The sequence below is a fragment of the Pedobacter sp. GSP4 genome, assembly GCF_051857575.1.
GTDB lineage: Bacteria > Bacteroidota > Bacteroidia > Sphingobacteriales > Sphingobacteriaceae > Pedobacter.
Genome location: NZ_JBPZIR010000002.1, coordinates 59,957 through 85,337 on the forward strand (window position 1 = coordinate 59,957; position 25,381 = coordinate 85,337).

19 protein-coding genes and 1 tRNA gene are annotated in these 25,381 nt (G+C 41.5%); 15 read left to right on the plus strand and 5 right to left on the minus strand.

All coding sequences use genetic code 11. The annotated features are described in order from the left end of the window. Position 1: 1 nt before the first annotated feature. The 12 genes from ACS5PU_RS03800 (at position 2) to uxuA (ending at position 19,148) form a co-directional block, all read left to right on the plus strand. A complete protein-coding gene (locus ACS5PU_RS03800) occupies positions 2-1,831 on the plus strand; it encodes a glycoside hydrolase family 2 protein (RefSeq protein WP_439457945.1) in 1,830 nt (609 codons plus the stop codon). 1 nt (position 1,832) lies between these two features. Continuing rightward, entirely contained in the window at positions 1,833-2,930 is a 1,098-nt protein-coding gene (locus ACS5PU_RS03805; protein ID WP_439457946.1) for an endo-1,4-beta-xylanase, read from the plus strand. An 11-nt stretch (positions 2,931-2,941) separates the two neighbouring features. Next, positions 2,942-5,161, plus strand: coding sequence for a glycoside hydrolase family 3 N-terminal domain-containing protein (locus ACS5PU_RS03810; protein WP_439457947.1), 2,220 nt, complete (start codon positions 2,942-2,944; stop codon positions 5,159-5,161). Positions 5,162-5,637: 476 nt separating this feature from the next. Continuing rightward, positions 5,638-8,280 carry a glycoside hydrolase family 2 TIM barrel-domain containing protein gene (locus ACS5PU_RS03815; protein WP_439457948.1) on the plus strand — a complete coding sequence of 881 codons (2,643 nt, stop codon included), beginning with the start codon at positions 5,638-5,640 and terminating at the stop codon, positions 8,278-8,280. A gap of 9 nt (positions 8,281-8,289) precedes the next feature. Beyond that, positions 8,290-9,465 carry a DUF5009 domain-containing protein gene (locus ACS5PU_RS03820; protein ID WP_439457949.1) on the plus strand — a complete coding sequence of 392 codons (1,176 nt, stop codon included), beginning with the start codon at positions 8,290-8,292 and terminating at the stop codon, positions 9,463-9,465. Positions 9,466-9,475: 10 nt separating this feature from the next. Continuing rightward, the gene (locus ACS5PU_RS03825) at positions 9,476-11,938 is read left to right on the plus strand and encodes a glycoside hydrolase family 2 TIM barrel-domain containing protein (protein ID WP_439457950.1); all 2,463 of its coding nucleotides are present in this window, start codon (positions 9,476-9,478) and stop codon (positions 11,936-11,938) included. Between the two features lie 23 nt (positions 11,939-11,961). Continuing rightward, on the plus strand, positions 11,962-13,149 hold the full coding sequence (locus tag ACS5PU_RS03830; protein WP_439457951.1) for an alginate lyase family protein: 1,188 nt from the start codon (positions 11,962-11,964) through the stop codon (positions 13,147-13,149). 1 nt (position 13,150) lies between these two features. Then, positions 13,151-14,323, plus strand: a complete 1,173-nt coding sequence (locus tag ACS5PU_RS03835) for a glycoside hydrolase family 88 protein (RefSeq protein ID WP_439457952.1) — start codon at positions 13,151-13,153, stop codon at positions 14,321-14,323. A gap of 4 nt (positions 14,324-14,327) precedes the next feature. After that, positions 14,328-15,449 carry a glycoside hydrolase family 18 protein gene (locus tag ACS5PU_RS03840; protein WP_439457953.1) on the plus strand — a complete coding sequence of 374 codons (1,122 nt, stop codon included), beginning with the start codon at positions 14,328-14,330 and terminating at the stop codon, positions 15,447-15,449. Positions 15,450-15,638: 189 nt separating this feature from the next. After that, on the plus strand, positions 15,639-17,105 hold the full coding sequence (locus tag ACS5PU_RS03845; protein ID WP_439457954.1) for a glycoside hydrolase family 30 protein: 1,467 nt from the start codon (positions 15,639-15,641) through the stop codon (positions 17,103-17,105). A gap of 18 nt (positions 17,106-17,123) precedes the next feature. Beyond that, complete coding sequence (locus tag ACS5PU_RS03850; protein ID WP_439457955.1) at positions 17,124-17,948, plus strand: SDR family oxidoreductase; 825 nt, start codon at positions 17,124-17,126, stop codon at positions 17,946-17,948. 30 nt (positions 17,949-17,978) lie between these two features. Beyond that, positions 17,979-19,148 (plus strand): mannonate dehydratase, encoded by a 1,170-nt coding sequence (gene uxuA, locus ACS5PU_RS03855; RefSeq protein ID WP_439457956.1) that lies wholly within the window; start codon positions 17,979-17,981, stop codon positions 19,146-19,148. A 207-nt stretch (positions 19,149-19,355) separates the two neighbouring features. Here uxuA and ACS5PU_RS03860 read toward each other — a convergent pair whose 3' ends face one another. Next, positions 19,356-19,649, minus strand: a complete 294-nt coding sequence (locus ACS5PU_RS03860) for a hypothetical protein (protein ID WP_439457957.1) — start codon at positions 19,647-19,649, stop codon at positions 19,356-19,358. Continuing rightward, positions 19,609-19,857 (minus strand): hypothetical protein, encoded by a 249-nt coding sequence (locus ACS5PU_RS03865; RefSeq protein WP_439457958.1) that lies wholly within the window; start codon positions 19,855-19,857, stop codon positions 19,609-19,611. The genes ACS5PU_RS03860 and ACS5PU_RS03865 overlap by 41 nt, the downstream gene beginning before the upstream one ends. A gap of 191 nt (positions 19,858-20,048) precedes the next feature. On the opposite strand from ACS5PU_RS03865, the gene ACS5PU_RS03870 reads away from it, so the two are divergent. Together ACS5PU_RS03870 and ACS5PU_RS03875 are read left to right on the plus strand one after the other, a co-directional pair. After that, on the plus strand, positions 20,049-20,282 hold the full coding sequence (locus ACS5PU_RS03870; protein ID WP_439457959.1) for a hypothetical protein: 234 nt from the start codon (positions 20,049-20,051) through the stop codon (positions 20,280-20,282). Positions 20,283-20,512: 230 nt separating this feature from the next. Continuing rightward, positions 20,513-20,586, plus strand: a tRNA-Arg gene (locus tag ACS5PU_RS03875). Between the two features lie 79 nt (positions 20,587-20,665). Here ACS5PU_RS03875 and ACS5PU_RS03880 read toward each other — a convergent pair. Beyond that, positions 20,666-21,835 (minus strand): hypothetical protein, encoded by a 1,170-nt coding sequence (locus tag ACS5PU_RS03880; RefSeq protein ID WP_439457960.1) that lies wholly within the window; start codon positions 21,833-21,835, stop codon positions 20,666-20,668. A 4-nt stretch (positions 21,836-21,839) separates the two neighbouring features. Further along, positions 21,840-22,136: a hypothetical protein gene (locus tag ACS5PU_RS03885; RefSeq protein ID WP_439457961.1), complete on the minus strand. Its 297-nt coding sequence runs from the start codon at positions 22,134-22,136 to the stop codon at positions 21,840-21,842. Between the two features lie 509 nt (positions 22,137-22,645). On the opposite strand from ACS5PU_RS03885, the gene ACS5PU_RS03890 reads away from it, so the two are divergent. Continuing rightward, positions 22,646-23,254: a class I SAM-dependent methyltransferase gene (locus tag ACS5PU_RS03890; RefSeq protein WP_439457962.1), complete on the plus strand. Its 609-nt coding sequence runs from the start codon at positions 22,646-22,648 to the stop codon at positions 23,252-23,254. Positions 23,255-23,357: 103 nt separating this feature from the next. On the opposite strand, the gene ACS5PU_RS03895 is transcribed toward ACS5PU_RS03890, so the two are convergent. Next, positions 23,358-24,941 (minus strand): phage tail sheath family protein, encoded by a 1,584-nt coding sequence (locus ACS5PU_RS03895; RefSeq protein ID WP_439457963.1) that lies wholly within the window; start codon positions 24,939-24,941, stop codon positions 23,358-23,360. Between the last annotated feature and the right edge of the window lie 440 nt (positions 24,942-25,381).

The following is a 25,381-nucleotide window of genomic DNA, read 5'->3' on the forward strand; positions in this document are numbered from 1 at the left end:
TATGCTAAAAACAACCTATAGCGTATTTTTAATCTGCTTTTCGCTTCTTTCATCAATCAGTTACGGTCAGGTTACGGCTATACAGAACATTCAAGGGCGTAATATCCAAAGCCTAAATGGCAAGTGGAATTACATTGTAGATCCTTACGAAAATGGGTATTACGATTATAGGCACGAACCTTTCGATCAGTCGAAAACCGGAACAGGAGGTTATTTTGATGATAAAGTTCAAAAAGACAAATCAGAACTGATTGAATACGATTTCGATCATTCGCCGCAGATGAACGTTCCGGGCGATTGGAACTCGCAGGCTGAAAAACTCGAACTTTACGAAGGCAATGTTTGGCTGCGCAAAAAGTTCGACGCCAAACCCGAAAAAGGAAAAAGGTATTTCGTTTATTTCGGAGCGGTAAATTACGAAGCACATGTGTACTTAAACGGCAAAAAGCTTGGCGTGCACAAAGGCGGTTTTACCCCTTTCCAGTTTGATGTAACCAACAACTTAAAGGCAGGCGAAAATTCAATTGTACTAAAAGTAGATAATACCCGCAAGCAGGACGAAATTCCTACCGTAAATACCGATTGGTGGAATTACGGCGGCATAACCCGCGATGTTTTTCTGGCCGAATTTCCTGATCATTTTATCAGCGATTACAAACTTCAATTGGTAAAAGGAAACAATAACCTCCTTAATTTTTCGGTTAAACTGGCCGATGCCACTTCAGGTCAGGAAGTTACCTTGTCCATTCCCGAACTCAAGCTCGAAAAGAAATATAAAACCGATTCGGAAGGTAAAATAGCCGATGAGTTTACCTGGAACAATCTGGGTCTTTGGTCGCCTGAAAACCCTAAACTTTATGCCGTAAACATTAAAACCGATAAAGAAAATATTAACGATAAAATTGGTTTCAGAACCATTCAGGTAGATGGCGATAGCATTTTGTTAAATGGTAAATCTGTTTTTTTAAGGGGCATTTCCCTGCATGACGAAAATCCGCTTTTAGCCGGTCGTTTGCGTTCAGAAGGCGATATGCGCATGATGCTGCAGTGGGCAAAGGATATGAACTGCAATTATGTGCGCCTGGCCCACTATCCGCACAACGAAGAAATGATCCGCTTGGCCGATGAAATGGGTTTATTGGTTTGGGCAGAAGTACCGGTTTATTGGACCATTAGCTGGACCAACCCTGCAACTTACGCCAATGCCAAGCAGCAATTAACCGATTTAATTGTTCGCGATAAAAACAGGGCAAGTGTTATTGTATGGTCTATCGGTAACGAAACACCTTTAAGTAGTGCGCGTTTAAGCTTTATGAGCAATTTGGCCGAAACTGCCCGCAATTTAGACGATACCCGTTTAGTAGCGGCAGCGCTTGAAGTTCACCGCGAAGGGAATAACATTATTTTAAACGATCCATTGGGCGAAAAAATAGATCTGGTAAGTTTTAACGAATATGCCGGTTGGTACTGGGGCGGTAATCCATCAGAAATTACCAAATACAATTTCGATATCAAGTATAAAAAACCAGTGGTAATAACCGAGTTCGGTGGCGATGCCCTTGGTGGTTTCCATGCCGATGAAAATACCCGTTGGAGCGAAGAATATCAGGAGGCTTTATACAAAAACCAGATTACCTTATTGAGTAAAATTAGTGCATTGCGCGGTATGACGCCTTGGATTTTGACCGATTTTAGGTCGCCAAGAAGACAGCACCCTATTTATCAGAATTTCTGGAACCGTAAAGGCCTCATTAGCGAAACCGGTAAGAAAAAGAAAGCGTTTTACGTGCTGAAAGATTTTTACAACCAGGTACAGACCAAATACAAATAGGATGATAGCGAGATTAAAGAAAATTGGCTTCACTTCGAAATTGATACTTTCCATGTCGCTGCTCAGTATCTCCTGCGCCAAGTCGGAGAATACGAGTATCGACCCAGGCTTGGTATGGCCAAACCATGGTACTGAAGAAATTACGTTACAGAAAAACATGCCTTTCCCGATGGGGGCTGCACTTAATGTAAATCTGTTAAAAAGTAATGCCAATTACCGGAATCTGGTTATTAAAGAATTTAATAGCGTTACGGCAGAAAATGCCATGAAATTTGCTGCAGTACATCCGGCTAAAGATACCTACAATTGGAGCGATGCAGACTACCTGGTCGATTTTGCCATCGCCAATGGCAAGCGTGTTCATGGTCATACATTAAACTGGTATCAATCGCTGCCCGATTGGGTAAATAACTTTCAGGGAAGCACTGCAGATTGGGAGAATCTACTCAAAACCCATATTCAAACCGTTTTAGGGCACTTTAAAGGCAAGGTGGTGTCGTGGGATGTGGTAAACGAAGCCATTGATGAGAACGGAACATTGCGCAATACCATCTGGTTACAGAAACTTGGGCCCGATTATATTGGTAGGGCATTTCAATATGCACATGAAGCAGATCCCAGTGCATTGCTTTTTTATAACGACTATGGGCACGAATATAGCGTTACCAAGCGCACGGCAATTTTAAAACTGGTTAGCGATTTAAAAAGCAAAGGCATCCCGATTGATGGAATAGGCCTGCAGATGCATACCCGTGTTACCCAAAGCGATGCAAACCTAGCATCTGCAATTACAACTGCGGCAGCAACTGGTTTAAAGGTTCATATTTCGGAATTGGATATTTCGCTCAATCCCGATAATGTACCAGGTGCAAGCTATACTGTGGCTTTGGGCGAGCAACAGGCCGCTAAATACAAGGTTATTGTTAAAGCCTACAACTCTATTCCAAAAAATCAACAATACGGCATTACGCAATGGAATGTTACCGATACAGATAGTTGGATACCTTCCTTTTACAAGCGCGCTGATTGGCCTTTGCCATTTGATGCGCAGTATCAGCGGAAAGCAGCTTATCAAGGAATTTTAGACGGAATTAAATAGAAAAAACATTGATGAGAAAATATTTACCATTCGCTTTACTTTTAGCAGCCTCTTATTCAAAGGTTTCGGCGCAGGATAAAAGGATTGAAAAGAAGATTGATTCGGTTTTAAAACTGATGACATTAAATGAAAAAATCGGGCAGTTGAACCAATACACTGGCGATCGGGATGCCACAGGGCCGATCACCAATAACCCGAATAAGTTAAAAGATATCCGCGATGGTAAATTGGGTTCTATGCTGAATGTACGCGGCGCAAAAGAAACCCGCGAAGTTCAGGAGGTTGCTATGCAATCGCGCATGAAAATTCCATTAATTTTTGGATTAGATGTGATCCACGGCTATCGCGTTACCTTTCCCATTCCTTTGGCAGAGGCAGCAAGTTGGGATTTGGCCGAAATAGAAAATGGGGCCAGGGTGGCAGCACGCGAAACTGCTGCAGCTGGCGTACATTGGACATTTGCCCCCATGGTTGATATTGCCCGGGATCCGCGTTGGGGAAGGGTAATGGAAGGGGCCGGAGAAGATACCTACCTGGGTTCAAAAATTGCCTTTGCTCGTGTAAAGGGTTTTCAGGGGAAAGGCTTAGGTAACCTGGATGCCATTATGGCCTGTGCCAAGCATTTTGCCGCTTATGGTGCCGCTATTGCCGGAAGAGATTACAATGCTGTTGATATGAGTGAGCATACACTATGGGAAACTTATCTGCCACCATTTAAAGCTGCAGTTGATGCCGGAGCAGCAACTTTTATGAACTCTTTTAATACCCTGAATGGCATTCCGGCAACTGGCAACAGTTATCTGCAACGCGATATTTTAAAAGGCCTCTGGAAATATCAGGGCTTTGTGGTAAGCGATTGGGGTTCGATTGGAGAGATGATTGCCCATGGTTATGCAAAAGACAAAGAGCAAGCTGCCGAACTGGCGATTAAAGCCGGTAGCGATATGGATATGGAAAGTAGAAGTTATCTACCGAGTTTAGCCAAGTTAGTTGCAGATAAAAAAGTGCCAATGGCCTTAATTGATGATGCCGTAAGAAGAATACTGCGCAAGAAATTCGAATTGGGTTTATTTGATGATCCATACCGTTTCAGTAACGAAAGCCGCCAGGAAAAAGAACTGAACGCTCCCGAAAACAGAAAAGCCGTTTTAAAAATGGCCGAGAAAAGCATTGTGCTGTTGAAAAACGAAAAAGAGCTTTTGCCATTATCCAAAAACCTTAAAAAAATCGCAGTAATTGGTCCATTGGGCAAATCGGAAAAAGATATGCAGGGCTTTTGGTCAATTGCCTGGGAAAAAGATAACCTGGTTTCACTTTATCAGGGTTTAAAAAATAAGGTAGGCAGTCAAACCGAATTAGTGTATGCGAAAGGCTGCGAAGTGGCAGATTCTTCTAAAACCGGTTTCGCTGAAGCCGTAGCAGTTGCAAAACAGGCCGACGTGGTTATTATGGCGGTTGGCGAAACATTGGATATGAGCGGTGAAGCCAAAAGTAGGGCCAATATACATATGCCTGGCGTGCAAGAAGAGCTGATTAAAGCCATCCAGGCTACAGGGAAACCCGTAGTGGTATTGGTAATGGCTGGCCGCCCATTAATTTTTAACTGGACAGCCGATAATGTTCCAGCCATCATGTACACCTGGTGGTTGGGTAGCGAAGCTGGTAATGCCATGGCCAATGTGCTTTATGGCGATTATAACCCATCTGGTAAATTACCGATGACATTTCCAAGGGATGAGGGACAGATTCCTTTGTATTACAATTATTTAAGTACAGGTCGTCCGGCTAAAAATGATAAAGATACCCGTTACCGTTCTGCGTATTTAGATATGCCGAACAGTCCGAAATTTGCCTTTGGCTATGGATTAAGCTACACTACATTCGATTACGCTGATTTGGCTTTGAATAAAACACAGATCAAACCGGAAGAAAAAATTATGGTAAGCTTCACCCTAAAAAATACCGGTAAATACGCTGGCGAAGAAGTAGTGCAATTGTACCTGCAGGATAAATTTTCTTCAATAGTACGTCCTGTTAAAGAACTGAAAGATTTTCAAAAAGTAATGCTGAAAGCAGGAGAGAGCAGAACGATAACATTCACAATTGATAAAGAAAATCTTTCTTTTTATAACCAACAGCTTAAATGGGTAGCCGAAGCAGGCGATTTTAAATTGATGATTGGCACAGCTTCTAACAATATTAAGCTTGAGAAAGATTTTACGTTGTTATAGCCACGAAGACATAAAGCATGAAGGACTTGTATAAATGGTTCGTGAAGACACGAACCATGGAAAGTGGTGGCTTGCGAATTTGTGTAAGGAAATTTGAATGAAACAAACAAATGGTCTGTGAGGACACAGACCATGGTGGGTAAGATAACTTTCCGTGCCCTCCGTGCATCCGTGGCAAAAAAATAGTTAGCCACGGAGACACAGAAGCATGAAGGACTTGTATAATGTTCATTATGAAAAATATAAATGGTCTGTGTGGACACAGACCATGGAAAAGCCACGGAGACATAGAAACACGGAGAAGCTTTGTGAAAAATAACAATATGGACTGTGGCGACACAGACCATGGATAAGAACAAATAAATGGTCTATGAACACACAGACCATGGATAATAAAAAAACTTGGTGCCTTTGTGGTAAAAAGAAATACACTGTGGCCACTCTAACCAGATAAACTGAACTGAAAAACTAAACGAATGTTAAAAGCGAAATCACTTTTATTAATACTTATTGCAGCAGCAACCGGCTTAACCAGCTTTGCTCAGGATGCAGGTCGGAAAACCATCAGCCTGAACGATCAATGGGAATTTAACAAAGAAAACGGTCCGGTTGAAAAGGTAAATGTCCCACATACCTGGAATGATAAAGACGTTTTGGATGATGCACCTGGCTATTACCGTGGCCTGGGCATTTATAAACGTAAACTAAAACTCAATGAAACTGCAAAAGGAAAAGACATTTTTTTGGTTTTTAATGGTGTAGCGCAAGAGGCAGAAATATTGGTTAACGGCAAATCTGCAGCCAAACACATTGGCAGTTATACCCGTTTTATTGTACCCATTTCAGCTTTTCTAAATTATAATGACGACGTAATCGAAGTAAGGGCCAATAACCGTTTCAATGAAGATATTCCACCATTAACGGCCGATTTTACTTTTTTTGGTGGCCTTTACCGCAATGTAAATCTGCTGATTACCAATCCTGTTCATTTTTCGCAAAAAGAAAATGGAAGCAGCGGAATTTTCATTACTACGCCGCAGATTTCGGCTTCAAAAGCCAGTGTACAGGTTAAAAGTTCAATCGATAACGCTTCAGCAGCCAATCAAAAAGTTCAGGTTATTAACACAATTTTCGATGCAAGGGGCAATGCCGTTGCCAATCAAACCACTGCGGTAAATATCAATAAAGGGGCTAATATGGTGGTCGTTCAGGATATTAAATCCATCCAGAAACCAACGTTATGGTCGCCTGAAAATCCTTACCTGTACCGTGTGGTAACCAAAATTATAGATGCAAAAACAAAAACTGTAATCGATCAGGTTTCCAATCCATTGGGGTTCCGTTGGTTTAAGTTCGATGCAAATGAAGGTTTTTTCTTAAACGATAAACCGGTTAAAATCATCGGTGCAAGCCGTCACCAAGATTACGAAAATAGGGGGAATGCTACCCCAGATGCTTTACAGATCAGGGATATAGAGCTGCTTAAAGCCATGGGCGGTAATTTTTTAAGGGTAGCCCATTATCCGCAGGATCCTCAGATTTTAGAAGCCTGCGATCGTTTGGGTATTTTAGCTTCGGTAGAAATCCCTGTGGTAAACACCATTACCGAAAGCGAAGCTTTTACCAATAACTGTTTGAATATGCAGACAGAGATGATCCAACAGAATTTCAATCACCCGAGCATCATCATCTGGGCCTATATGAACGAGATTTTGCTGCGCTTAAAATTTTCGAACGATAAACCCCGTCAGCAGATTTATTTCGACCATGTACGCGAACTTGCTCAAAAACTGGATAGTTTAACCCGTAAACAGGATCCTTCAAGATATACCCTTTTGGTTAACCATGGGGCATGGGATATTTACAACAAAGTAGGTTTAACAAAAATCCCGATGATTGTAGGCTGGAACTTATATTCTGGTTGGTATTCGGGCGTTCCGGAAGATTTTGCCAAGTTTTTAGACCGTCACCACAAAGAATTGCCCAATACACCTTTTATCGTTACCGAATATGGTGCAGATGCCGATCCGAGGGTCCGGTCTTTTTCGCCCATCCGTTTCGATAAAAGTGTTGAGTACGGTGTCAAATTCAACCAGGTGTATTTAAATGCCATGCTGAGCAGGCCTTTTGTAGCCGGAGGTGAAGCCTGGAACCTGGCCGATTTCAACTCCGAAACCCGCGAAGAAACCATGCCGCACATCAATAATAAAGGACTGTTAACCATTGGTCGCGAGCCAAAAGATACTTATTTCCTTTATCAGGCCTATTTATTGGGTAAACCATACCTTAAAATCACTTCAGCACAATGGAAAGATAGAACGGGTACAGCAGATTCGGCCGCTTTGAACAGTACGCAGCCACTTCAGGTAGCTACAAACCTCAAATCTGCTGAGCTTTTCTTAAACGGTAAAAGTTTGGGCGTAAAAGAAGCTGTAGACCACATTATCGATTGGCAGGTACCTTTTGTTGCTGGCAAAAACCAGTTGCGTGTAGTGTCGGGCGATCAGAGCGATCAGGCCGATATCAATTTCCAGTTGCAGCCATTTAAGTTTACCGATACCCAAATTCCTTTTAAAAACATCAATATCCTCCTAGGTTCGAAACGATTTTATATCGACGAAAAAGAGCATCAGCTTTGGATGCCCGACCAAGCTTACAAATTAGGGAGCTGGGGCTGGATAGGTGGCGAACCTTACAAAGGAACCAATAACCGCATTACCTATGGCAGCGATAAAAATATTTTAGGTACCGATAACGATCCCGTTTACCAAACGCAGCAGGTAGGCATTAAGCAGTTTAAATTCGATGTACCCGATGGTGAATACGAAGTAGCACTGCACTTTGCTGAACTGGTGGGGGGTGAAACTAAAGAGGCTTTGGCTTATAATTTAGATAACAACCACAAAAAAGAAGTAGAAGAACAACGTGTTTTTGATGTGGCTGTTAATGGTGTGCCGTTTATGGATAAGGTAAACCTTGCTGCCGATTTTGGGTACACCACAGCCGTTAAAAAAACAACAAGGATAAGCGTTCACAATGGCAAAGGCATCTCAGTTGATTTCAATTCCATTCAGGGTAAACCCATTTTAAATGCCATTCAGCTTAGAAAAATCTATTAATCCATAAATATGAACCAGCTGCCGCTCCGTATTTTATCTATCGACGTTTTAAGGGCCATAACCATGTTTCTAATGATCTTTGTGAACGATGTTGCAGGCGTATCGCATATCCCTGGATGGATAGAACATGCACCCGCCGATGCAGATGGGATGGGCTTTTCCGACCTGATTTTTCCAGCTTTTCTATTTATCGTTGGCCTTTCATTACCATTTGCCATCCAAAGCAGAAAAGATAAAGGCCTAGGGCAGTTTTCTATATCCGGCTATCTTGTTTTAAGGGCCTTGGCATTAATTATAATGGGCTTTTTTCATGTTAATTTAGAAAATTATAATGAGCAGGCAGCTTTGCTGTCCTATCCAGTTTATACCATATTACTAACTGTAGGTTTTTTTCTGGTGTGGTTAGATTATCCCGCAACGCTTTCCAAAGTAAAAAAGAATGCCTTTATCGGCGTCGGTATTGTGTTGATTGTTTTGCTAGCTGTGCTATATAAAGGCGGTTCGGCAGAAAATCCAGAAGGTTTAAAGCCGCATTGGTGGGGTATTCTGGGTATTATTGGTTGGGCTTATCTGGTTTCGGCTTTTGTATATCTTTTTTCAAAAGGAAATATTTTGCTGCTGATGCTGGCTTTTGTAGCCTTTGCGGCCATCAACATTACTTCGCACATGGGGCTGTTTCCTTACCATTTATGGATCATCGGCGATGCTTCTTCCATTACCTTAATGTTGGGCGGCGTGTTGATCACCTCTATGTACAAAAAGCTGATCGGGTATCAAAAATACCTCGATTTTTGGATACTGATTACCTTTTATGGTCTTTTATCGTTTGCTTTCGGCATGTTTATCAGACCTTACACAGGGGGGATTTCTAAGATTTACAGCACTCCGGCCTGGATATTTGTATGCATGGGCATTACCATTATCGCTTTTGAGGTATTGATTTATGTTGTTGATGTGAAAAAGAAAAAAGACTGGTTTAAAATCATCAAACCTGCAGGCACCAGTACGCTAACCTGCTACCTTATTCCTTACCTCTTATACTCTTTTTTGCATTTGGCACATTTCCACTTCCCTCATTTTTTAAGTTCAGGCTTTGGGGGCATCATAAGGTCATTTTTTGTTGCTTTTTTGGTAATTGGAATCGTAAATTTTTTAGAGAAGAAAAAAATGCGTTTAAAAGTTTAATTCAATATACATGTTAAAGTTAGTTAGATACTTATTTTTATTTATTGCCCTGTTTGCCAATCAATTGCTGTTCGCACAGCAATCTGTCCGTTTAAATAACAATTGGGAGTTTTTAAAGCAAGATCTTGGCGGCATTTGGGAAGCTGTACGCCCGGTTGGCGTAGGAAATCCTGAAGCAGTACCTCTTTGGCAGAAAGTAAATCTTCCACATTGTGTAAATGCCGAAGATGCGGTAGATCCGGATGTAAATTATTATCAGGGGCCAGCATGGTACCGTACACAGCTTAAAATCGATAATCCCTATCAAAACGGAAGATCGGTACTGCATTTTGAAGGCGCCGGACAAAAGACAGAAGTGTATGTTTACACCACGAAAGTAGCCACACATGTAGGTGGTTACGACGAATGGACGGCTGATATTACCGAGGCTGTAGCAGCCTTCAAAAAAACAGATGTTTACCAAAAACAGTTTAAGGGCAAAGTTCCCGTTTCGATAAGAACCGATAACACAAGAGATCTTGAAATGATCCCTTCTGATCTTTCAGATTTTAATGTGTACGGTGGTCTTTACCGCTACCTCAATTTGGTTTACTCGCCGGCCTTATCGGTCGATAAAATGTTTGCCAAAGCAGAGGTAGATGCTCAGGGGAAAGTGGGTAAACTGCATGTTAAAACCCGTTTGTACAATCCTTCGGGCATTGGCGAAGCCATTGTTCAGTTAAAATTGCTCGATGCAGCCGGTAAAATGGTGGCCAAAACAGAGAAAAAACTCAGCAACCTAAGCGGCGATATTGATTTATGGGCGTTGGAAGTGAAGAAGCCGCAACTGTGGTCGACCGATAAGCCAGTTCAATATACGGTGCAGTACGAAGTAATTGCTTCGACAGGGAATTACAAAGGCGAAGAAAAAATCGGTTTCCGCAATATCGAATTTGTAGAAAAGGGGCCATTTAACCTAAACGGAAAGCGTTTGTTGTTGCGCGGAACGCACCGCCACGAAGACCATGCAGGTGTGGCAGCAGCCATGACGGAGGAGATGATCAGGACCGAAATGCTGATGATGAAAGATATGGGCGTTAATTTTATCCGTTTGGGCCATTACCAGCAATCGCGCATTGTATTAAACCTTTGCGATAGTTTGGGCATATTGGTTTGGGAAGAAATTCCGTGGTGCCGTGGCGGTTTGGGCGGCGATGTGTACAAACAGCAGGCTAAAAGGATGCTCACCAATATGGTTGAGCAGCATTACAACCACCCATCCATTATTATTTGGGGCATGGGCAATGAAAACGACTGGCCAGGCGATTTTCCTGAATTTGATAAAGAAAAAATCAGGGCTTTTATGAAAGAGCTGAACGATTTATCGCACCAGTTAGATAAATCGCGTTATACCGCTATCCGCAGGTGCGATTTCTGTAGCGACATTGTTGATGTATATTCTCCATCCATTTGGGCGGGCTGGTACCGTGGCGCCTATACCGATTATAAAAAAGCTTCGGAAGATGAATTTGCCAAGGTAAAACGGTTTTTACATGTAGAGTGGGGCGGAGATAGTCATGCTTTAAGGCATTCAGAAAACCCCGATAAGGCCTTAAGTAAAATTAAAACCGGTGGCAGCGCCGATGAACGTGCAGGCGATGCCTCTTTGTACGGTGGGGCGGCAAGGATTTCTAAGGATGGCGATTGGAGCGAATCTTACATTACCAATTTAATCGATTGGCATTTAAAAGAGCAAGAAACAATGCCTTGGTTAAGTGGTACGGCTTACTGGCCTTTTAAAGATTTTTCTACACCGGTTCGTCCTGATAACCCCGTTCCATACATGAACCAAAAAGGGGTAGTGGAACGCGATTTTACCAAGAAAGAAGCTTATTATGTTTTCCAATCCTACTGGACAGATAAACCAATGGTTCATCTTTATGGCCACACCTGGCCTGTGCGCTGGGGCGATGCTGGTGAAGAGAAAATGGTAAAAGTTTATTCGAACTGCACCGAGGCTGAAATTTTCCTGAACGGAAAAAGTTTCGGCAGCAAAAAACGCAATAGCCAGGATTACCCTGCGGCAGGTTTGCGCTGGAATCTTCCTTTCGTAAAAGGTGAAAATACGGTAAAAGTAATTGCCAAAAAAGGAAAAGAAACTGTTACCGACGAAATCAGGTTTACCTACCAAACTGAAAAATGGACCAAACCTGCTAAAATGGAATTGAAAAAGATCGATCAGCAGGGCGATGTGGCTACAATAGAAGTTAAACTATTTGATGATAAAGGAATAGCCTGTTTGGATGCCATTAACTGGATTAATTTTGGTTTAACTGGTGATGGTAAATTGATTGATAATCAAGGTACTTCTTCCGGTTCACGTAAGGTGCAGGCCTATAATGGCAGGGCCATCATCAAGGTGCACTTAAACAAAGGTCAAAGTGTTGTTTCTGTCGCATCAGAAGGTTTAAAAACGGTATTTACAACATTATAAAGCTACATCTAGGAAATAAACCAATGAAAAAAATCATCCCTTATGCATTATTGCTGCTGCTCTGTTTAACCGCGAGAGCCATTGCAACCCAGAAAGACAATCCGAAAGGAACAGATTTAAAAAAGCAGGCAGAAGTTTTGCTTAAAAAACAGGTATTGGCCGAGGCCGCCTCGGCCATGCAGCAAAAACCGGTTACCGTTACCGCTTCCTCTTCGCCAAGGAGTGCAGGTGGAAAACACGACTTCTTCTCCGAAGCCGATTATTTCTGGCCCGATCCACAAAACCCTGATGGGCCTTATATCAACAGGGATGGACTGACCAATCCCGATAACTTTTTGGCCCACCGCAAAGCCATGGTTCGTTTTAGTAAGATTATCGGCGCTTTAGCTTCTGCCTACAAAATTACCGGCGATGAAAAATACGTGAAAGAAGCCGTTAAGCATTTTCAGGCCTGGTTTATTAACGCTGAAACCCTAATGAATCCCAACCTGCTTTTTGCGCAGGCCGTTAAAGGGAAATTTACAGGCCGTAACTATGGCATTATCGATACCATTCATTTAATGGAAGTAGCACAGGGGGCATTTGTGATGCAGAAAGCCAAAGCTTTCGATCCTAAAACGGCCAAGGGTGTTAAAAAATGGTTTGCCGATTATACTTTATGGCTCAACACGAGCAAACCGGGCATTCAGGAGAAAACCGTAAAAAATAACCATGCCACCTGTTGGGCCATGCAGGTGGCTTCGTTTGCCAAACTTTGTGGCGATGAAAATATGCTCGATTCTCTGCGTACCAGTTATAAAAACATTCTTTTACCCAACCAGATGGGTAATGATGGAAGTTTTCCGCTCGAAACTGTGAGAACAAAGCCTTACGGTTATTCGATCTTTAACCTGGATGCCATGACCATGCTCTGCCAGATCCTTTCTATCCCAAAAGATAACCTCTGGGATTTTGAAACCGCAGATGGCAAATCAATTAAAAAAGCAATCAACTATTTATACCCATTTATAGCCGATAAAACAAAGTGGACCTTACAGCCCGACGTGATGTATTGGGAGAATTGGCCCGTAGCACAGCCATTTTTATTATTTGGTGCTGTTAAATACAATAAAGGCGATTGGTTTGCCACTTGGGCAAAATTAGACCATAACCCACAAGTAGAAGAAGTAATTAGAAATTTACCTATCCGTAACCCATTAATCTGGTTATAACATGAATATAAAACTAACCATAACGGCATTAAGCATGCTGTCTTTCAGCGTAGTAAAAGCACAACAAGTAAATGTTGCCAAAGCCTTTGCATCTGCTGCCAAACAAACCGAAGTACTGATCAAAAATGTAGATTCGGCCAGAAAAGTAAAACCTAATCTGGTTTCGCCAAGAACTGTAGAAAACGGGCAGTTTAAAATGGTGATTTCTAAAGATTGGACCAGCGGATTTTTTCCTGCAGAACTTTGGTACCTTTATCAGTATACTAAGGACAAAAAATGGCTTGACCTAGCTAAAAAATATACGGAAGACATCAAAAAAGAGCAGTTTAACAAGGGAACGCACGATCTTGGTTTCATGATTTACTGCCCATTTGGCAACGGATACCGATTAACCAACGATCCGGCCTACAAAGCGGTAATTATCCAAGCGGCAAAATCACTTTCTACCAGGTTTAATGCAAAGGCTGGTGTTTTAAAATCTTGGGATCATAATGGCGATAAATGGAAATATCCGGTTATTATCGATAACATGATGAACCTTGAACTATTGTTCGAAACCACCAAACTGACAGGAGATTCATCTTTTTATAAAATTGCCGTTTCTCATGCCAATACTACCATCAAAAATCATTTTAGGCCAGATTTTAGCTCATACCATGTAATCGATTACGATACTTTAACCGGGAACGTTCGCCAAAAGGTAACGGCACAAGGGTATGCTAATGAATCGGCCTGGGCACGTGGACAGGCATGGGCCTTGTACGGTTATACCATGTGTTACCGCGAAACTAAAAATAAAGCATATTTGGCTCAGGCTGATGGTGTTGCGGGATTTATCTTAAACAGTAAAATTACGCCAGCTGATGGAATTCCTTATTGGGACTATAACGATCCAAAAATCCCTAATGTTTCTAGAGATGCTTCTGCAGCTTCGATTACCGCATCGGCACTTTACGAATTGGCAAAATACAGCACAAATGGTAAAAAATATAAAGCAGCCGCTGATAAAATTTTACGTTCCCTGAGCACAAAATATACCAGCAAACCGGGCGATAATTATGGATTTATTTTAGAGCACAGTACAGGCCACCGTCCGGCAAATTCAGAAATAGATGTACCTATCAATTATGCCGATTATTATTATCTGGAAGCTTTGCTAAGAAGTAAAAACTAACCACATGAGGATTTTAAAGCTAATTGTCTGTATTGTAATCACCGCAGGTCTACTTGTAGCAATGCGTACCGACCGTGCACCTAAAAACAAGGTAATTATAGGCTATGTTGGTGGTTATAAAGGGCTGGTAGATGTGCGTAAAATTTCGGCAGAGAAATTAACGCACATTAACTATGCTTTTGTTGATGTAAAAAATAACCGTGCATTTTTACACCGCGAGGCAACCGATACGGTTAATTTACAGCAGCTTAACCAGCTTAAAGTTAAAAACCCAGCGCTCAAAATCCTGATTTCTATTGGTGGATGGGCCTGGAGCGAAAACTTTTCTGATGCTGCGCTTAGCGATACTTCGCGCAAAGCCTTTGCCCAAAGTGCGGTTAAAATTATCGAGAAATATAAGTTGGATGGTGTCGATATCGACTGGGAGTACCCTGCAATTGCCGGCGAAGAGGGGAATGTTTACAGGCCCGAAGATAAACAGAACTTTACCTTATTGCTTAAAGAGTTGCGCTTGGAGCTCGATACGCTCGAAAAGCAGCAACATGCCAAAAAGCTTTTAACCATTGCTGTGGGCGGTTTTACTAATTTTATCCGCCATACCGAAATGGATAAAGCCCAGCAATACCTGGATTTTGTTAACCTAATGACCTATGATTTTTACAACGGAAACTTTGCTGGGCACCATACTAACCTTTACAATTCCAAAGCACACCCTGCAGATAATTATGCCGATAAAAGTTTCCGCGAATTTGTGGCTGCAGGCGTGCCACCCGCTAAGTTGGTTATGGGCATAGCTTTTTACAGCAGGGCCTTTACACTTAAACCCAGCTCAACAAATGGTTTAGGCGATTCAGTGTTGAGTGGCAGATATGGAAAGGGTTATACTTTTATAAAAGATAGTCTCATCAACCAAAAAGGCTTCACCAAATATTATGATAAAGAGGCTAGGGCTTCCTATATCTACAATCCGGTGAGTCAAGAATACATGACCTTTGATGATGAAAAATCGGTAAAGGAGAAGTGTAATTATGTATTGAAGAATGGAATGGGGGGTGTAATGTTCTGGGAGTACGATGCCGATTTAAATGGTTACCTGCTTAACCAGATCAATAAAAGTTTAAAATAGCTTAAAGGAGATTTATAGCTTATCATGTTAAGCTTTAAACGGTTAGGGGCATGTTCTAATTTCGATATGAAATTGATAGATAAAATTTGATTGTTTATGGCTAAAATGATCAATTTATTCGGAAATTCGACTGTCCATAATTGGATAAATACGCTGCTTTAAAGCGTAGAAATACTAAATCATATAATAATGAAACAGAATCTGAACATGCTATTGATTTTGGCAACTGCATTTAATGTGGCTGCCCAAAACAAAAAAGTGGTTAAACCCGTGCAAACCTATACCGTTGCCAATAAAAAAGTAACGGTTTACACCACTGCCGATAAATCGGAATACCGCATCAGTAAAACCGAAACATTAAGTTTTGTTGAGAATAAGCAACCCTTTGAAACAGAGCCCTGTATTTTTGTCGACCCGACTGTAAAATACCAAACTTTGGTAGGTATAGGTGGCGCACTTACAGATGCCTCTGCCGAAACATTTGCCAAGCTATCGAAGAAAAACCAACAAGAACTCTTAACCGCTTATTACAGTAAAGATAAAGGCATTGGCTATACTCTAGCGCGTACCAATATTGCCAGTTGCGATTTTTCTAGCGGTAGCTATACCTATGTGCAGGACAACGATAAAGATTTAAAAACATTTAGTGTAGCACACGATGAAACGTATAAAATTCCGCTTATTAAGCAGGCCATTGCCGCATCGGGAGGTAAATTGCCGTTGTTTGTGAGTCCTTGGTCGCCACCAGCCTGGATGAAAGATAACAATAGCTTAATTCAGGGTGGACACTTACTGCCTGCTTACCGTCAGAGCTGGGCAAACCACTACGTTAAATTTATTAAAACTTACGAGGCTATGGGTATCCCAATTTGGGGCTTGAGCGTTCAAAATGAACCTATGGCCAAACAGAAATGGGAATCGTGCGTGTTTACAGCAGAAGAAGAACGCGATTTTATCAAAGGTTTTTTAGGTCCAACTTTGCAAAAAGCAGGTCTTTCTTCAAAAAAACTAATTGCCTGGGACCATAACCGCGATCAGATTTTTCAGCGTGCAAGCACCATACTAAACGATAATGATGCGGCAAAATATGTTTGGGGCATTGGTTTCCACTGGTACGAAACCTGGACAGGCAGTGGTATGCAGTTCGGTAATGTAAAACAAACGCACGAAGCCTATCCGGATAAAGCATTGATTTTTACCGAAGGTTGCAAAGAAAAATACGACGTTAACAAATTGGACGACTGGACATTGGGTGAGCGTTACGGGTATTCGATGATCAATGATTTTAATGCCGGAACTGCCGCATGGACAGATTGGAATATTCTTTTAGATGAAAAAGGTGGACCAAACCACGTGGGGAATTTCTGTTTTGCACCCGTACACGCCGATACTAAAAATGATAAATTGATTTACACAAATGCCTATTATTATATGGGGCATTTTTCTAAATTTATCCGTCCAGGCGCTAAAAGGATTGGTGCAGCTAGTAGCCGTGATAAACTGCAATCAACAGCATTTTTAAATACAGATGGTAAGTTGGTGGTAGTGGTGATGAACCAATCAGACGATAAATTAAAGTATAGTTTATGGATAAAAGGAGAAGCTGCAACAACAACCAGTTTACCACACTCCATAACCACCTTAGTAGTAGAATAAATTTTAAAAACTTAACAGATGATGAAAGAAGCAGAAAGCCTTTTTTCGCTTAAAAATAAAGTTGTAGTGGTTACGGGCGCTACCGGCATTTTAGGCGAGGCTTTTATTAACGGATTAAACTCGGCCGGAGCCACAATTGTAGTGATTGGCAGAAACGAGGAGGTAGCCAAACAAAGAGCCGCCGAGGTAACCAATGCAGGCGGTAAAGCCATTTATATTATAGCAGATGTATTGAACGAGCAGGATCTGCTTGATGCCAATGCAAGGATTATAACAGAATTTGGCCGTATAGATGCCTTGGTAAATGCAGCTGGCGGTAACGTTGCCGAAGCGGTAATCCAGCCCGGGAGCGATGTATTCGACCTAAACGTTAACGCGTTGAAGCAGGCATTCGATTTAAATTTATTCGGAACCATTATGCCTACACAGATTTTCGGTAAAGAAATAGCCAAAAATGGAGGCAGTATTGTTAACATTTCTTCTGTTTCCGCTACGCAGGCACTTACGCGGGTATTGGGTTATTCGCTGGCAAAATCGGCTATTGAGAGTTATACCAAATGGATGGCCGTAGAATTGGCTAACCGCTACGATGATAAAATCAGAATGAATGCCATTGTACCGGGTTTCTTTATTACCAATCAGAACAGGGCCCTGCTTACCAATGAAGATGGAACGTTAACCGCACGCGGGCAGTCGATTATTGCCAAAACACCATTTAAACGCTTTGGCGAACCAGCAGAACTGATCGGGGCATTGGTTTATCTGCTCAGCGATGCCTCAAAATTTGTAAATGGAGAAAATATTAAAGTTGATGGCGGATTTACCGCTTTTTCGGGGGTGTAGAAACAAAAAATTAATCTGTGTAATCACATTATGGAATATAAAAAATTAGAACAAACCTGGCGTTGGTATGGTCCAAATGACCCGGTAAGCTTACAGGATGTTAAACAGGCAGGTGCCACCGGGATTGTATCGGCATTGCACCACATTGCCCATGGCGAAGTATGGCCCTTGGCAGATATCCAGGAAAGAAAAGCCATTATTGAAGCTGCCGGTTTAACCTGGTCGGTAGTAGAAAGTGTACCCGTGCACGAAGCCATAAAAACCCGTAGGGCCGATGCAGGTCAGTACCTTGAAAACTATAAAACCTCTTTGCGCAATTTATCTGCCTGTGGGATAAAGATTGTATGTTACAATTTTATGCCGGTACTGGATTGGACACGCACGCAGTTGGACCTGGAAATGACCGACGGATCTAAGGCACTTTACTTTAACTGGATCGATCTGGCCATTTTTGATCTGTATATTTTAAAGCGCGAAGGCGCAGAGGCTGATTATTCATCATCTATTTTAGAGCGTGCGAAACATAAATTTGCTACATTAACCGAGCAGGATTTAGCTGACCTGCGCGTCAATGTGCTGATGGGGATCCCGAACGAAAAGGAAATTGAACTGGAAACACTGCGCAACAGCATTAACGAATATAAAGCCATCGGTACACAGGGACTGAAAGAGAATTTAAAGTTTTTCTTATCCTCTATAGCAGAGGTTTGTACCGAGGAAGGCATTAAAATGACCATCCACCCGGATGATCCACCTTATCCAATTTTGGGCCTGCCAAGAATTGCCAGTACTTTAGAAGATTTTAATTACATCATTAAAGAGGTAGATCAGGCCTTTAACGGTGTTTGTTTCTGTACCGGATCATTAGGTGCGGGGGTAGACAATAATGCCCTCGAAATTTTTAATGCCGTTAAAGAACGGGTTTACTTTGCGCATTTACGTAACGTTACCAAAGATGAAGATGGCAGTTTTTACGAGGCCGATCATTTGGGCGGCGATGTAAACATGTACGAAATCATGAAGGCGCTCACCGAAGAGAATGCTTTACGCGATAAATCCATCCCGTTCCGTCCAGACCATGGCCACCAGATGTTGGATGATTTGGGGAAAGTAACCAACCCAGGTTACTCGGCAATTGGTAGGTTACGCGGTTTGGCCGAATTAAGGGGCTTAGAGATAGGCGTAACCGGCAACTACTAAGTAATATTTTGCTCCTAACACAGATGCACATAGATAAATACTGATTTTTTTGTGTGCATCTGTTTAACACTGTTCATTTTGAACAGCTGTTGCCATGGTTTGTGTCTCCACGAACCATTTTCTTTTAGGAAAAACAATAAGCTTACCAAAGTTCATACTTAAGCTCATCAGGGCTATCTCCATCAACCATTTTTTTGCCACGGAGGCTCAGAAAAACACGGAGAATTTGATCTTAAATGCAGTCTTCACTGTTGCCATGGTTCGTGTCTCCACGAACCATTTTCTTTTAGGAAAAACAATAAGAAGTCCATACTTAAGCTCATCAGGGCTATTTCCATCAACCATTTTTTTGCCACGGAGGCTCAGAAAAACACGGAGAATTTGATCTTTAAATGCAATCTTCACTGTTGCCGTGGTTCGTGTCTCCACGAACCATTTTCTTTTAGGAAAAACAATAAGCTTACCAAAGTCCATACTTAAGCTCATCAGGGCTATTTCCATCAACCATTTTTTTGCCACGGAGGCTCAGAAAAACACCGAAAATTTGATCTTTAAATGCGATCGCTATTAAAACCGCAAATAGCAGCACCGGCCCCAATAAATAAACGTGATCGGAACGGTCACGAGTGTAACGAGTAAAGTGTAGAGCAGGACTACCGTAACCCAAAAGAACAGAAACCTGCTTTCCAAATTTATAATCCACTGCCATAGCTCACATCTTCAAGAACCTTTTTTCTTTGCCACGGAATCACTGAATACTCGGAAAGAAGCATCTGTTTTGCTATAAGTAAAATTCCTTTGGATAGGCAAGCGTTGCTTCAAATATTTCCTAAAATAGCGTTGGTTACCAAAATTTAAATACACCTTTGTTTGTGGCTTGAAATTTGAGCTTTTAAAACTATGGAAAACAGCAATAATCCCAAAAAGAAAATTTTAACGCCATCGGTAATACACGATGATTTACCAGAGGTTAAAAAGCCCGAGCATTTAAGAAAAGCGCCTTTAGAGCATGATAACGGATTGCCTGAAAATCCAGAAAGGAATTATCACCACGAAGAACTGAAAAGTGTAACCGCCAATCATGATGAAATCAGGCATGCTGATGATGATATTTGGAACGGTGAAGACGCCTAACTAACTTTTTAATCATTATTTTTCAGGGTCTAGCCTTTGTTAAAAAACAAAGATAAAGTGATATTGCTGTATTTCGCCACTGGTAATTAAAAATATTTTAGCTGAATTCGATTTTAATTGCTTCAATTTTAAACACTTATTTAAAATTGAAAATGTGCCTTTTAAATAGTTTCAAATATATTTTTACTTATTAAATAGAACTTCTATATTTGCAGCTCATTAAAAAATGAGCCTCGGTAGCTCAGTTGGATAGAGCAACGGTTTTCTAAACCGTGGGTCAGGGGTTCGAATCCCTTCCGGGGTACAAAAGGCTTTCAGTTAATTACTGAAAGCCTTTGTTATTTTAGTGCCACCCAGTTAAATTTCTGGTTTCGGTATTATGATCAATTGAGTTTGAAATTAAGTCCAAGCGAATAGATGGCATCAGATTTAGCATCAAACGGAAGTTTACCCTTGGCATAGCTCACAAAAAGTCCTGAACTGCTCTGCAGTGTTCCAACAAAATAGGTTTGACTGGCCAGCCCGGCATTTTTAATCTCGGTTGGAGCGCCCAGTTCCCGGTAATAGCGCAGGTTAGCGTTCAGAAATACCTTTTCCTTACCCACCTTGGCTACCAATGTACGGAAAGAGGTTTCCAGCTTAAAGCGGGTGAAAGGATCAAGATTTCCTAGGAGATTCTTCCGTTCAGCATCATCCTGTGGCACAACATAATCTATTGTTCCCTGGAGGGTTGGCAGCGTTGCGCCGTACACGGTATAAGTTTGGTCTGCCCCGGTAATGAGCCTAATCAGGGCAAAAGGATAGTCAAAAACGTTTAGCCAGGCAAGGGTACTTTTATTAGACCATGCTTTCGCGCCAAGATCGAGCGAAAGGCCCGGAGCAAACTGTTTTTTGCTGAAATCCTGATTACTTTCCAAAGCCGCCTTGGGCATAAAGCCGATATAATATTGGTCGCTAAGCTGCAGAAATTTATCAAAGTTCTCCCATTCTTTTAGGGCCTCCGGACTCTGCGGATTGTTGTACTTCACCAAGTTTGCCTGGATGCGGTTAAGCTCGGTAAAAATTTCAGGGTTACCTTTACTGCTCACCCCACCAAAGAAAAGTACATAACTGAATTTGAGCTTGCTATCCAGAAAGTCTGCTGGGTTGAGGGCTTTTTTAAACGCAACATTTCCAGTTGCCGAAAGCCCAAAGCTGACTTCTGATCGGCGCAGCCCTTTTTCAGCATATTTGGCATAATCAAAATTGAAATCATAAGACAGTCCTAGGCTGGTAGAGGGATGATCTTCAGTTTGGAAAGTCTTGAACTTGATATTCAGGTCTCTTAAGAAATTCCATGGCTTTTTTTTATCTCCCGCAAGGCTATCAATCAGTCTTTTCCAGATGTGGTTATATAGATCTGGATCTTTGATGACAGAAGAAATGGCGGCCTTAAAGCCATCGTCCTTGCCTTCATTGCCTTTTATAATCTTCGACGCATCATCTAATGTAGTCTGCGCATTAACGCTGGTTAAGATAGTGGACAGCACTAAGAATAAGCATAGTTTTTTCATAATTTTACAGACTTTTAGATTCTTGCCAAAAACGGTAAATATCATCTGCTGCACCGGCCAGGTCTTTCACCAGTTTATCAGCATTTAACAGGATGGGTACTAAAATTTCCATAGCCTTTGCACGGTCGATGTCTTTTTCATACACCGCACCGCGGCCGATCCTAAATACTACATCAAGCTGATCGGCCATGATTTTAGCACTTTTGAGCTTGTCTGCGGCGGTGCCCAAAGGATTGAAATAAAGCAGTTCGCTCATTTTGAGCGCGCCACTATCAGTAAAATTGCTGTCGAGTTGTTTCATTTTGAACAGAGTTGTCCAAAGAGTGGTACAAGCGAGGTTGTTTGGATTCCAATTTGCCATAATATAGTTTTTTAAGGTTGGTTTAAGATTGTTCCCAAGGTTTTTGGGCTACGTTTGAGGCAGATGTAAGGTGTTTGGTTCATAGCGTATTTATTTAGATGTGTAAACGATAGAAAGAAAGTCCATTCTTCATCCTGGCATAAAAAGAATGTGCTGAATGCTTAGGTTAAATTTATTCTTTATGGTTGTGTTAACCAATACCAGTTATTAGGTATTTTGCTTATTATCAATATTGTAGTCGTCCGCTGTAGATTTTTATCTTTTTTGCTCTGGAGTATAGCGCATCTTAAAAAATTGAATTAAGCTACTAAGTTCGCTTGTACCCTGTTGATGGTTATATCTCAAAGGTTTTATCACATGATGCATAGCACATGGCGGTGTAAGGAAGATCCGAAAGCGATAGCGCCAATCCATTTTGTATTGTTATTTTTGTGTTTACAATTTATAGCATGAACGAAGAACTACGTGATTTAATCGGTAACATCGATATTTATTTGTTTGATCAGCTGTTAAAGGGCACTTACGATGGCTGCCAGAATATTCTAGATGCAGGATGTGGACAGGGCAGGAATGTAAATTACTTTTTGCGTACCGGATATCACGTTTTCGGGATCGATTCTTCAGCTAGCAACATCGCTTACATTAAACAGCTTGCAAGCCCATACAAAGAAACTGCGCCCGAAGATAATTTTAGGTTAGGGTTTGTAGAAGAGCTTCCGTTTGAAGATGAAAGATTTGACCTGGTGATCAGTAGTGCAGTACTTCATTTTGCAGATAATTTGCCGCATTTCGAAAAAATGCTAAACTCCATGTGGCGGGTAATCCGCCCGGGGGGATATTTTTTCTGCCGTTTGGCTTCGGATATTGGAATAGAGCAACTGGTTAAACCAATTGGGAATGGTAGATATACATTGCCTGATGGTTCCGAACGTTTTTTAGTCAATCAGAATATGCTGTTGAGCTTTACCAATAAGCTCGCAGCCACTTTACACGAGCCCATTAAAACGACCAATGTGCAGAACCAAAGGGCAATGACCACTTGGTGCCTACAGAAATAAAACCTTAGTAGTTTGCTGTTTTTTAGCGTAATAATAATGGGAGAATATTTTTACCATCTCCCATTATTATTGTCAAATCCTACCTGTATTAATATCTGTAAGATTATGATGTAGATGTAGGCATTTGCTGTTGAAAGGTAATGACAATAAATTCTTCAGGCCTAACTACTGCAACCTTAATTGATACCGTCATTAAACCATTCAGTATATCATCTCCGGTCATGGTTGTTCCCAAACCACAATCAACCGAGAAAGCCTCTGATGGCGTGGCACCCATTAAACCACCTTCTTTCCATACCGATGTTAAAAAATTGCTGAGTGTTGATTTTACAGCTTCCCATGTATTTTTATCATTGGGCTGAAAAACAAAAGGGTGGCAGGCCAATTTACACGATTGCTCCAGAAAAGTAATTGTTCGCCTCACTTGGATATATTTCCAGTCCTGGCTATTGCCATCCAAGCTGCGTGCGCCCCAAATCAGAATTCCCATGCCATTAAAAAACCGGATGGCGTTTATTGATTTTCCGGTAACAGCATCAATATTCAGATCCGCTTGCTGGCTATCCGATAGCCTGATCGGGAGTGATACAGCACCAACAATACTGGTATTTGCAGGTGCCTGCCATGGGCCGTTTTGGTTATCGGTAACTGTAATCACACCTGCCATTGCACCACTCGGGGGTAAAATGTTTGCTCCAGTTAAAACCTGGGCAATAATCATACTATAAGTTTTACTGGCATTTTGTAGCGCACGGTGGTATTGAGAGACAGTTAGGGGCGGGCCAGATGGACTGATGATATTTGACAAAATCTGTGCAGCAGCTGGATTTGGATTATCTGCAGGGTTGAGTAAGGGCATCAACGCAGCAACATTACCGCCAAATAAATTGGTGTAGTCAATGTCAGTAGTCTGCATTAGGGTGGTGCCGATAAAAGGATAGTAAGCTGCACCATAATTAAGCCCTGTTTGTCCAGTATTATTCCTGAATGTTTGGATATCTTGCTTGTAGAGGATCGGGTCAGGGTTTTTCCCACCAATTACATCGAAAATACAGATGGCAGTCTGCATTTCTGTAGCCTGTAAAAGCATATACTGCATCAGGGTGCCATTATCCTCAACAGAAAGCAAGGTTGCCTCGGGGCAGATGTACATAGTTGGTTCTTGTTCATTGCAGAGTAAAGCTAATCCGGCAGTAAGATCACTCAGCTTAACATTTAGATTGACCAGTTGTTTGCCTGGTTCCATCGGCGTTTTTGATGGCTTGCCATAGCTTCCAACCGAAACAATATACGCATCAGCACCTCCATTTTCGTAAAACAGTTTTACGCTGTTGTATAGGTAATAAATGGTACTGGCATCAGGAAGTATGGAATAATAGGTGCTATCAATCAACACATAGTCAGGATCTGTAGGCTGGGCATTTTGCTTTACCAGATAATATTCGGGACTATACTGTTTAGCCGGATCTGCTGGAGGCGCTGGATCTGGATAGCAATAAATCGCAATGAAATCAGCAAATGAAGTAATTTTCTGGGGTACATTCAGGTAAGATTTACCCTCGAAGCTTGCCTGTGGCGTATAACCGATAAACGCAGGAACTGCTGTAGCAACCGGAACCACACTGTTGGGCATAGCGTTGAGTTCATTGATATAAACGCCTGGAGATTGTATGTTAGATAAATTCATAAAAAAAATTAATTTAGATTTTTGTTGATGTAATTGGAGCGTAAACCAAATTTATTTTAGGATGGAGATAAGCTACTTTGTGAACGCCAACCAATCCATCCGTAGCAGGCTGAGGCGGTAAGTAGATTTTACAGAGAAACAGGGATGTGTATCGCATTTAACCAAATATAAGTAATTTTTGATCGCCTTTAGGGCCATGTACACTGGCTTACAATAGTATTTCGCCTATGTGTATCTAAAGTTCAAAAAGAATTTGGTGATATGGGTACTAAGCTATTGCTTTACAGTTTTATACATATCAGGTACAACCTTTGGTAGAGGATATATTTTTTTTAAAAATCTGCCTATCTTGGTTGTAGGTAAAAATTAAATCAACGGGACGATTTAGAATACTTATTTGCCCCTCTTGCATTGGAGGGGCTTTTTTATTTGGCGGCTTT

Coding starts and splice junctions, on each gene's coding strand:
- ACS5PU_RS03880 (WP_439457960.1), bottom strand. CDS start 21,835: ATGAAAAAACTATGCTTATTCTTAGTGCTGTCCACTATCTTAACCAGC.
- ACS5PU_RS03870 (WP_439457959.1), top strand. CDS start 20,049: ATGGAAAACAGCAATAATCCCAAAAAGAAAATTTTAACGCCATCGGTA.
- ACS5PU_RS03815 (WP_439457948.1), top strand. CDS start 5,638: ATGTTAAAAGCGAAATCACTTTTATTAATACTTATTGCAGCAGCAACC.
- ACS5PU_RS03865 (WP_439457958.1), bottom strand. CDS start 19,857: ATGGCAGTGGATTATAAATTTGGAAAGCAGGTTTCTGTTCTTTTGGGT.
- ACS5PU_RS03890 (WP_439457962.1), top strand. CDS start 22,646: ATGAACGAAGAACTACGTGATTTAATCGGTAACATCGATATTTATTTG.
- ACS5PU_RS03825 (WP_439457950.1), top strand. CDS start 9,476: ATGTTAAAGTTAGTTAGATACTTATTTTTATTTATTGCCCTGTTTGCC.
- ACS5PU_RS03850 (WP_439457955.1), top strand. CDS start 17,124: ATGATGAAAGAAGCAGAAAGCCTTTTTTCGCTTAAAAATAAAGTTGTA.
- ACS5PU_RS03845 (WP_439457954.1), top strand. CDS start 15,639: ATGAAACAGAATCTGAACATGCTATTGATTTTGGCAACTGCATTTAAT.
- ACS5PU_RS03805 (WP_439457946.1), top strand. CDS start 1,833: ATGATAGCGAGATTAAAGAAAATTGGCTTCACTTCGAAATTGATACTT.
- uxuA (WP_439457956.1), top strand. CDS start 17,979: ATGGAATATAAAAAATTAGAACAAACCTGGCGTTGGTATGGTCCAAAT.
- ACS5PU_RS03885 (WP_439457961.1), bottom strand. CDS start 22,136: ATGAAACAACTCGACAGCAATTTTACTGATAGTGGCGCGCTCAAAATG.
- ACS5PU_RS03820 (WP_439457949.1), top strand. CDS start 8,290: ATGAACCAGCTGCCGCTCCGTATTTTATCTATCGACGTTTTAAGGGCC.
- ACS5PU_RS03835 (WP_439457952.1), top strand. CDS start 13,151: ATGAATATAAAACTAACCATAACGGCATTAAGCATGCTGTCTTTCAGC.
- ACS5PU_RS03895 (WP_439457963.1), bottom strand. CDS start 24,941: ATGAATTTATCTAACATACAATCTCCAGGCGTTTATATCAATGAACTC.
- ACS5PU_RS03810 (WP_439457947.1), top strand. CDS start 2,942: ATGAGAAAATATTTACCATTCGCTTTACTTTTAGCAGCCTCTTATTCA.
- ACS5PU_RS03860 (WP_439457957.1), bottom strand. CDS start 19,649: ATGGAAATAGCCCTGATGAGCTTAAGTATGGACTTTGGTAAGCTTATT.
- ACS5PU_RS03800 (WP_439457945.1), top strand. CDS start 2: ATGCTAAAAACAACCTATAGCGTATTTTTAATCTGCTTTTCGCTTCTT.
- ACS5PU_RS03840 (WP_439457953.1), top strand. CDS start 14,328: ATGAGGATTTTAAAGCTAATTGTCTGTATTGTAATCACCGCAGGTCTA.
- ACS5PU_RS03830 (WP_439457951.1), top strand. CDS start 11,962: ATGAAAAAAATCATCCCTTATGCATTATTGCTGCTGCTCTGTTTAACC.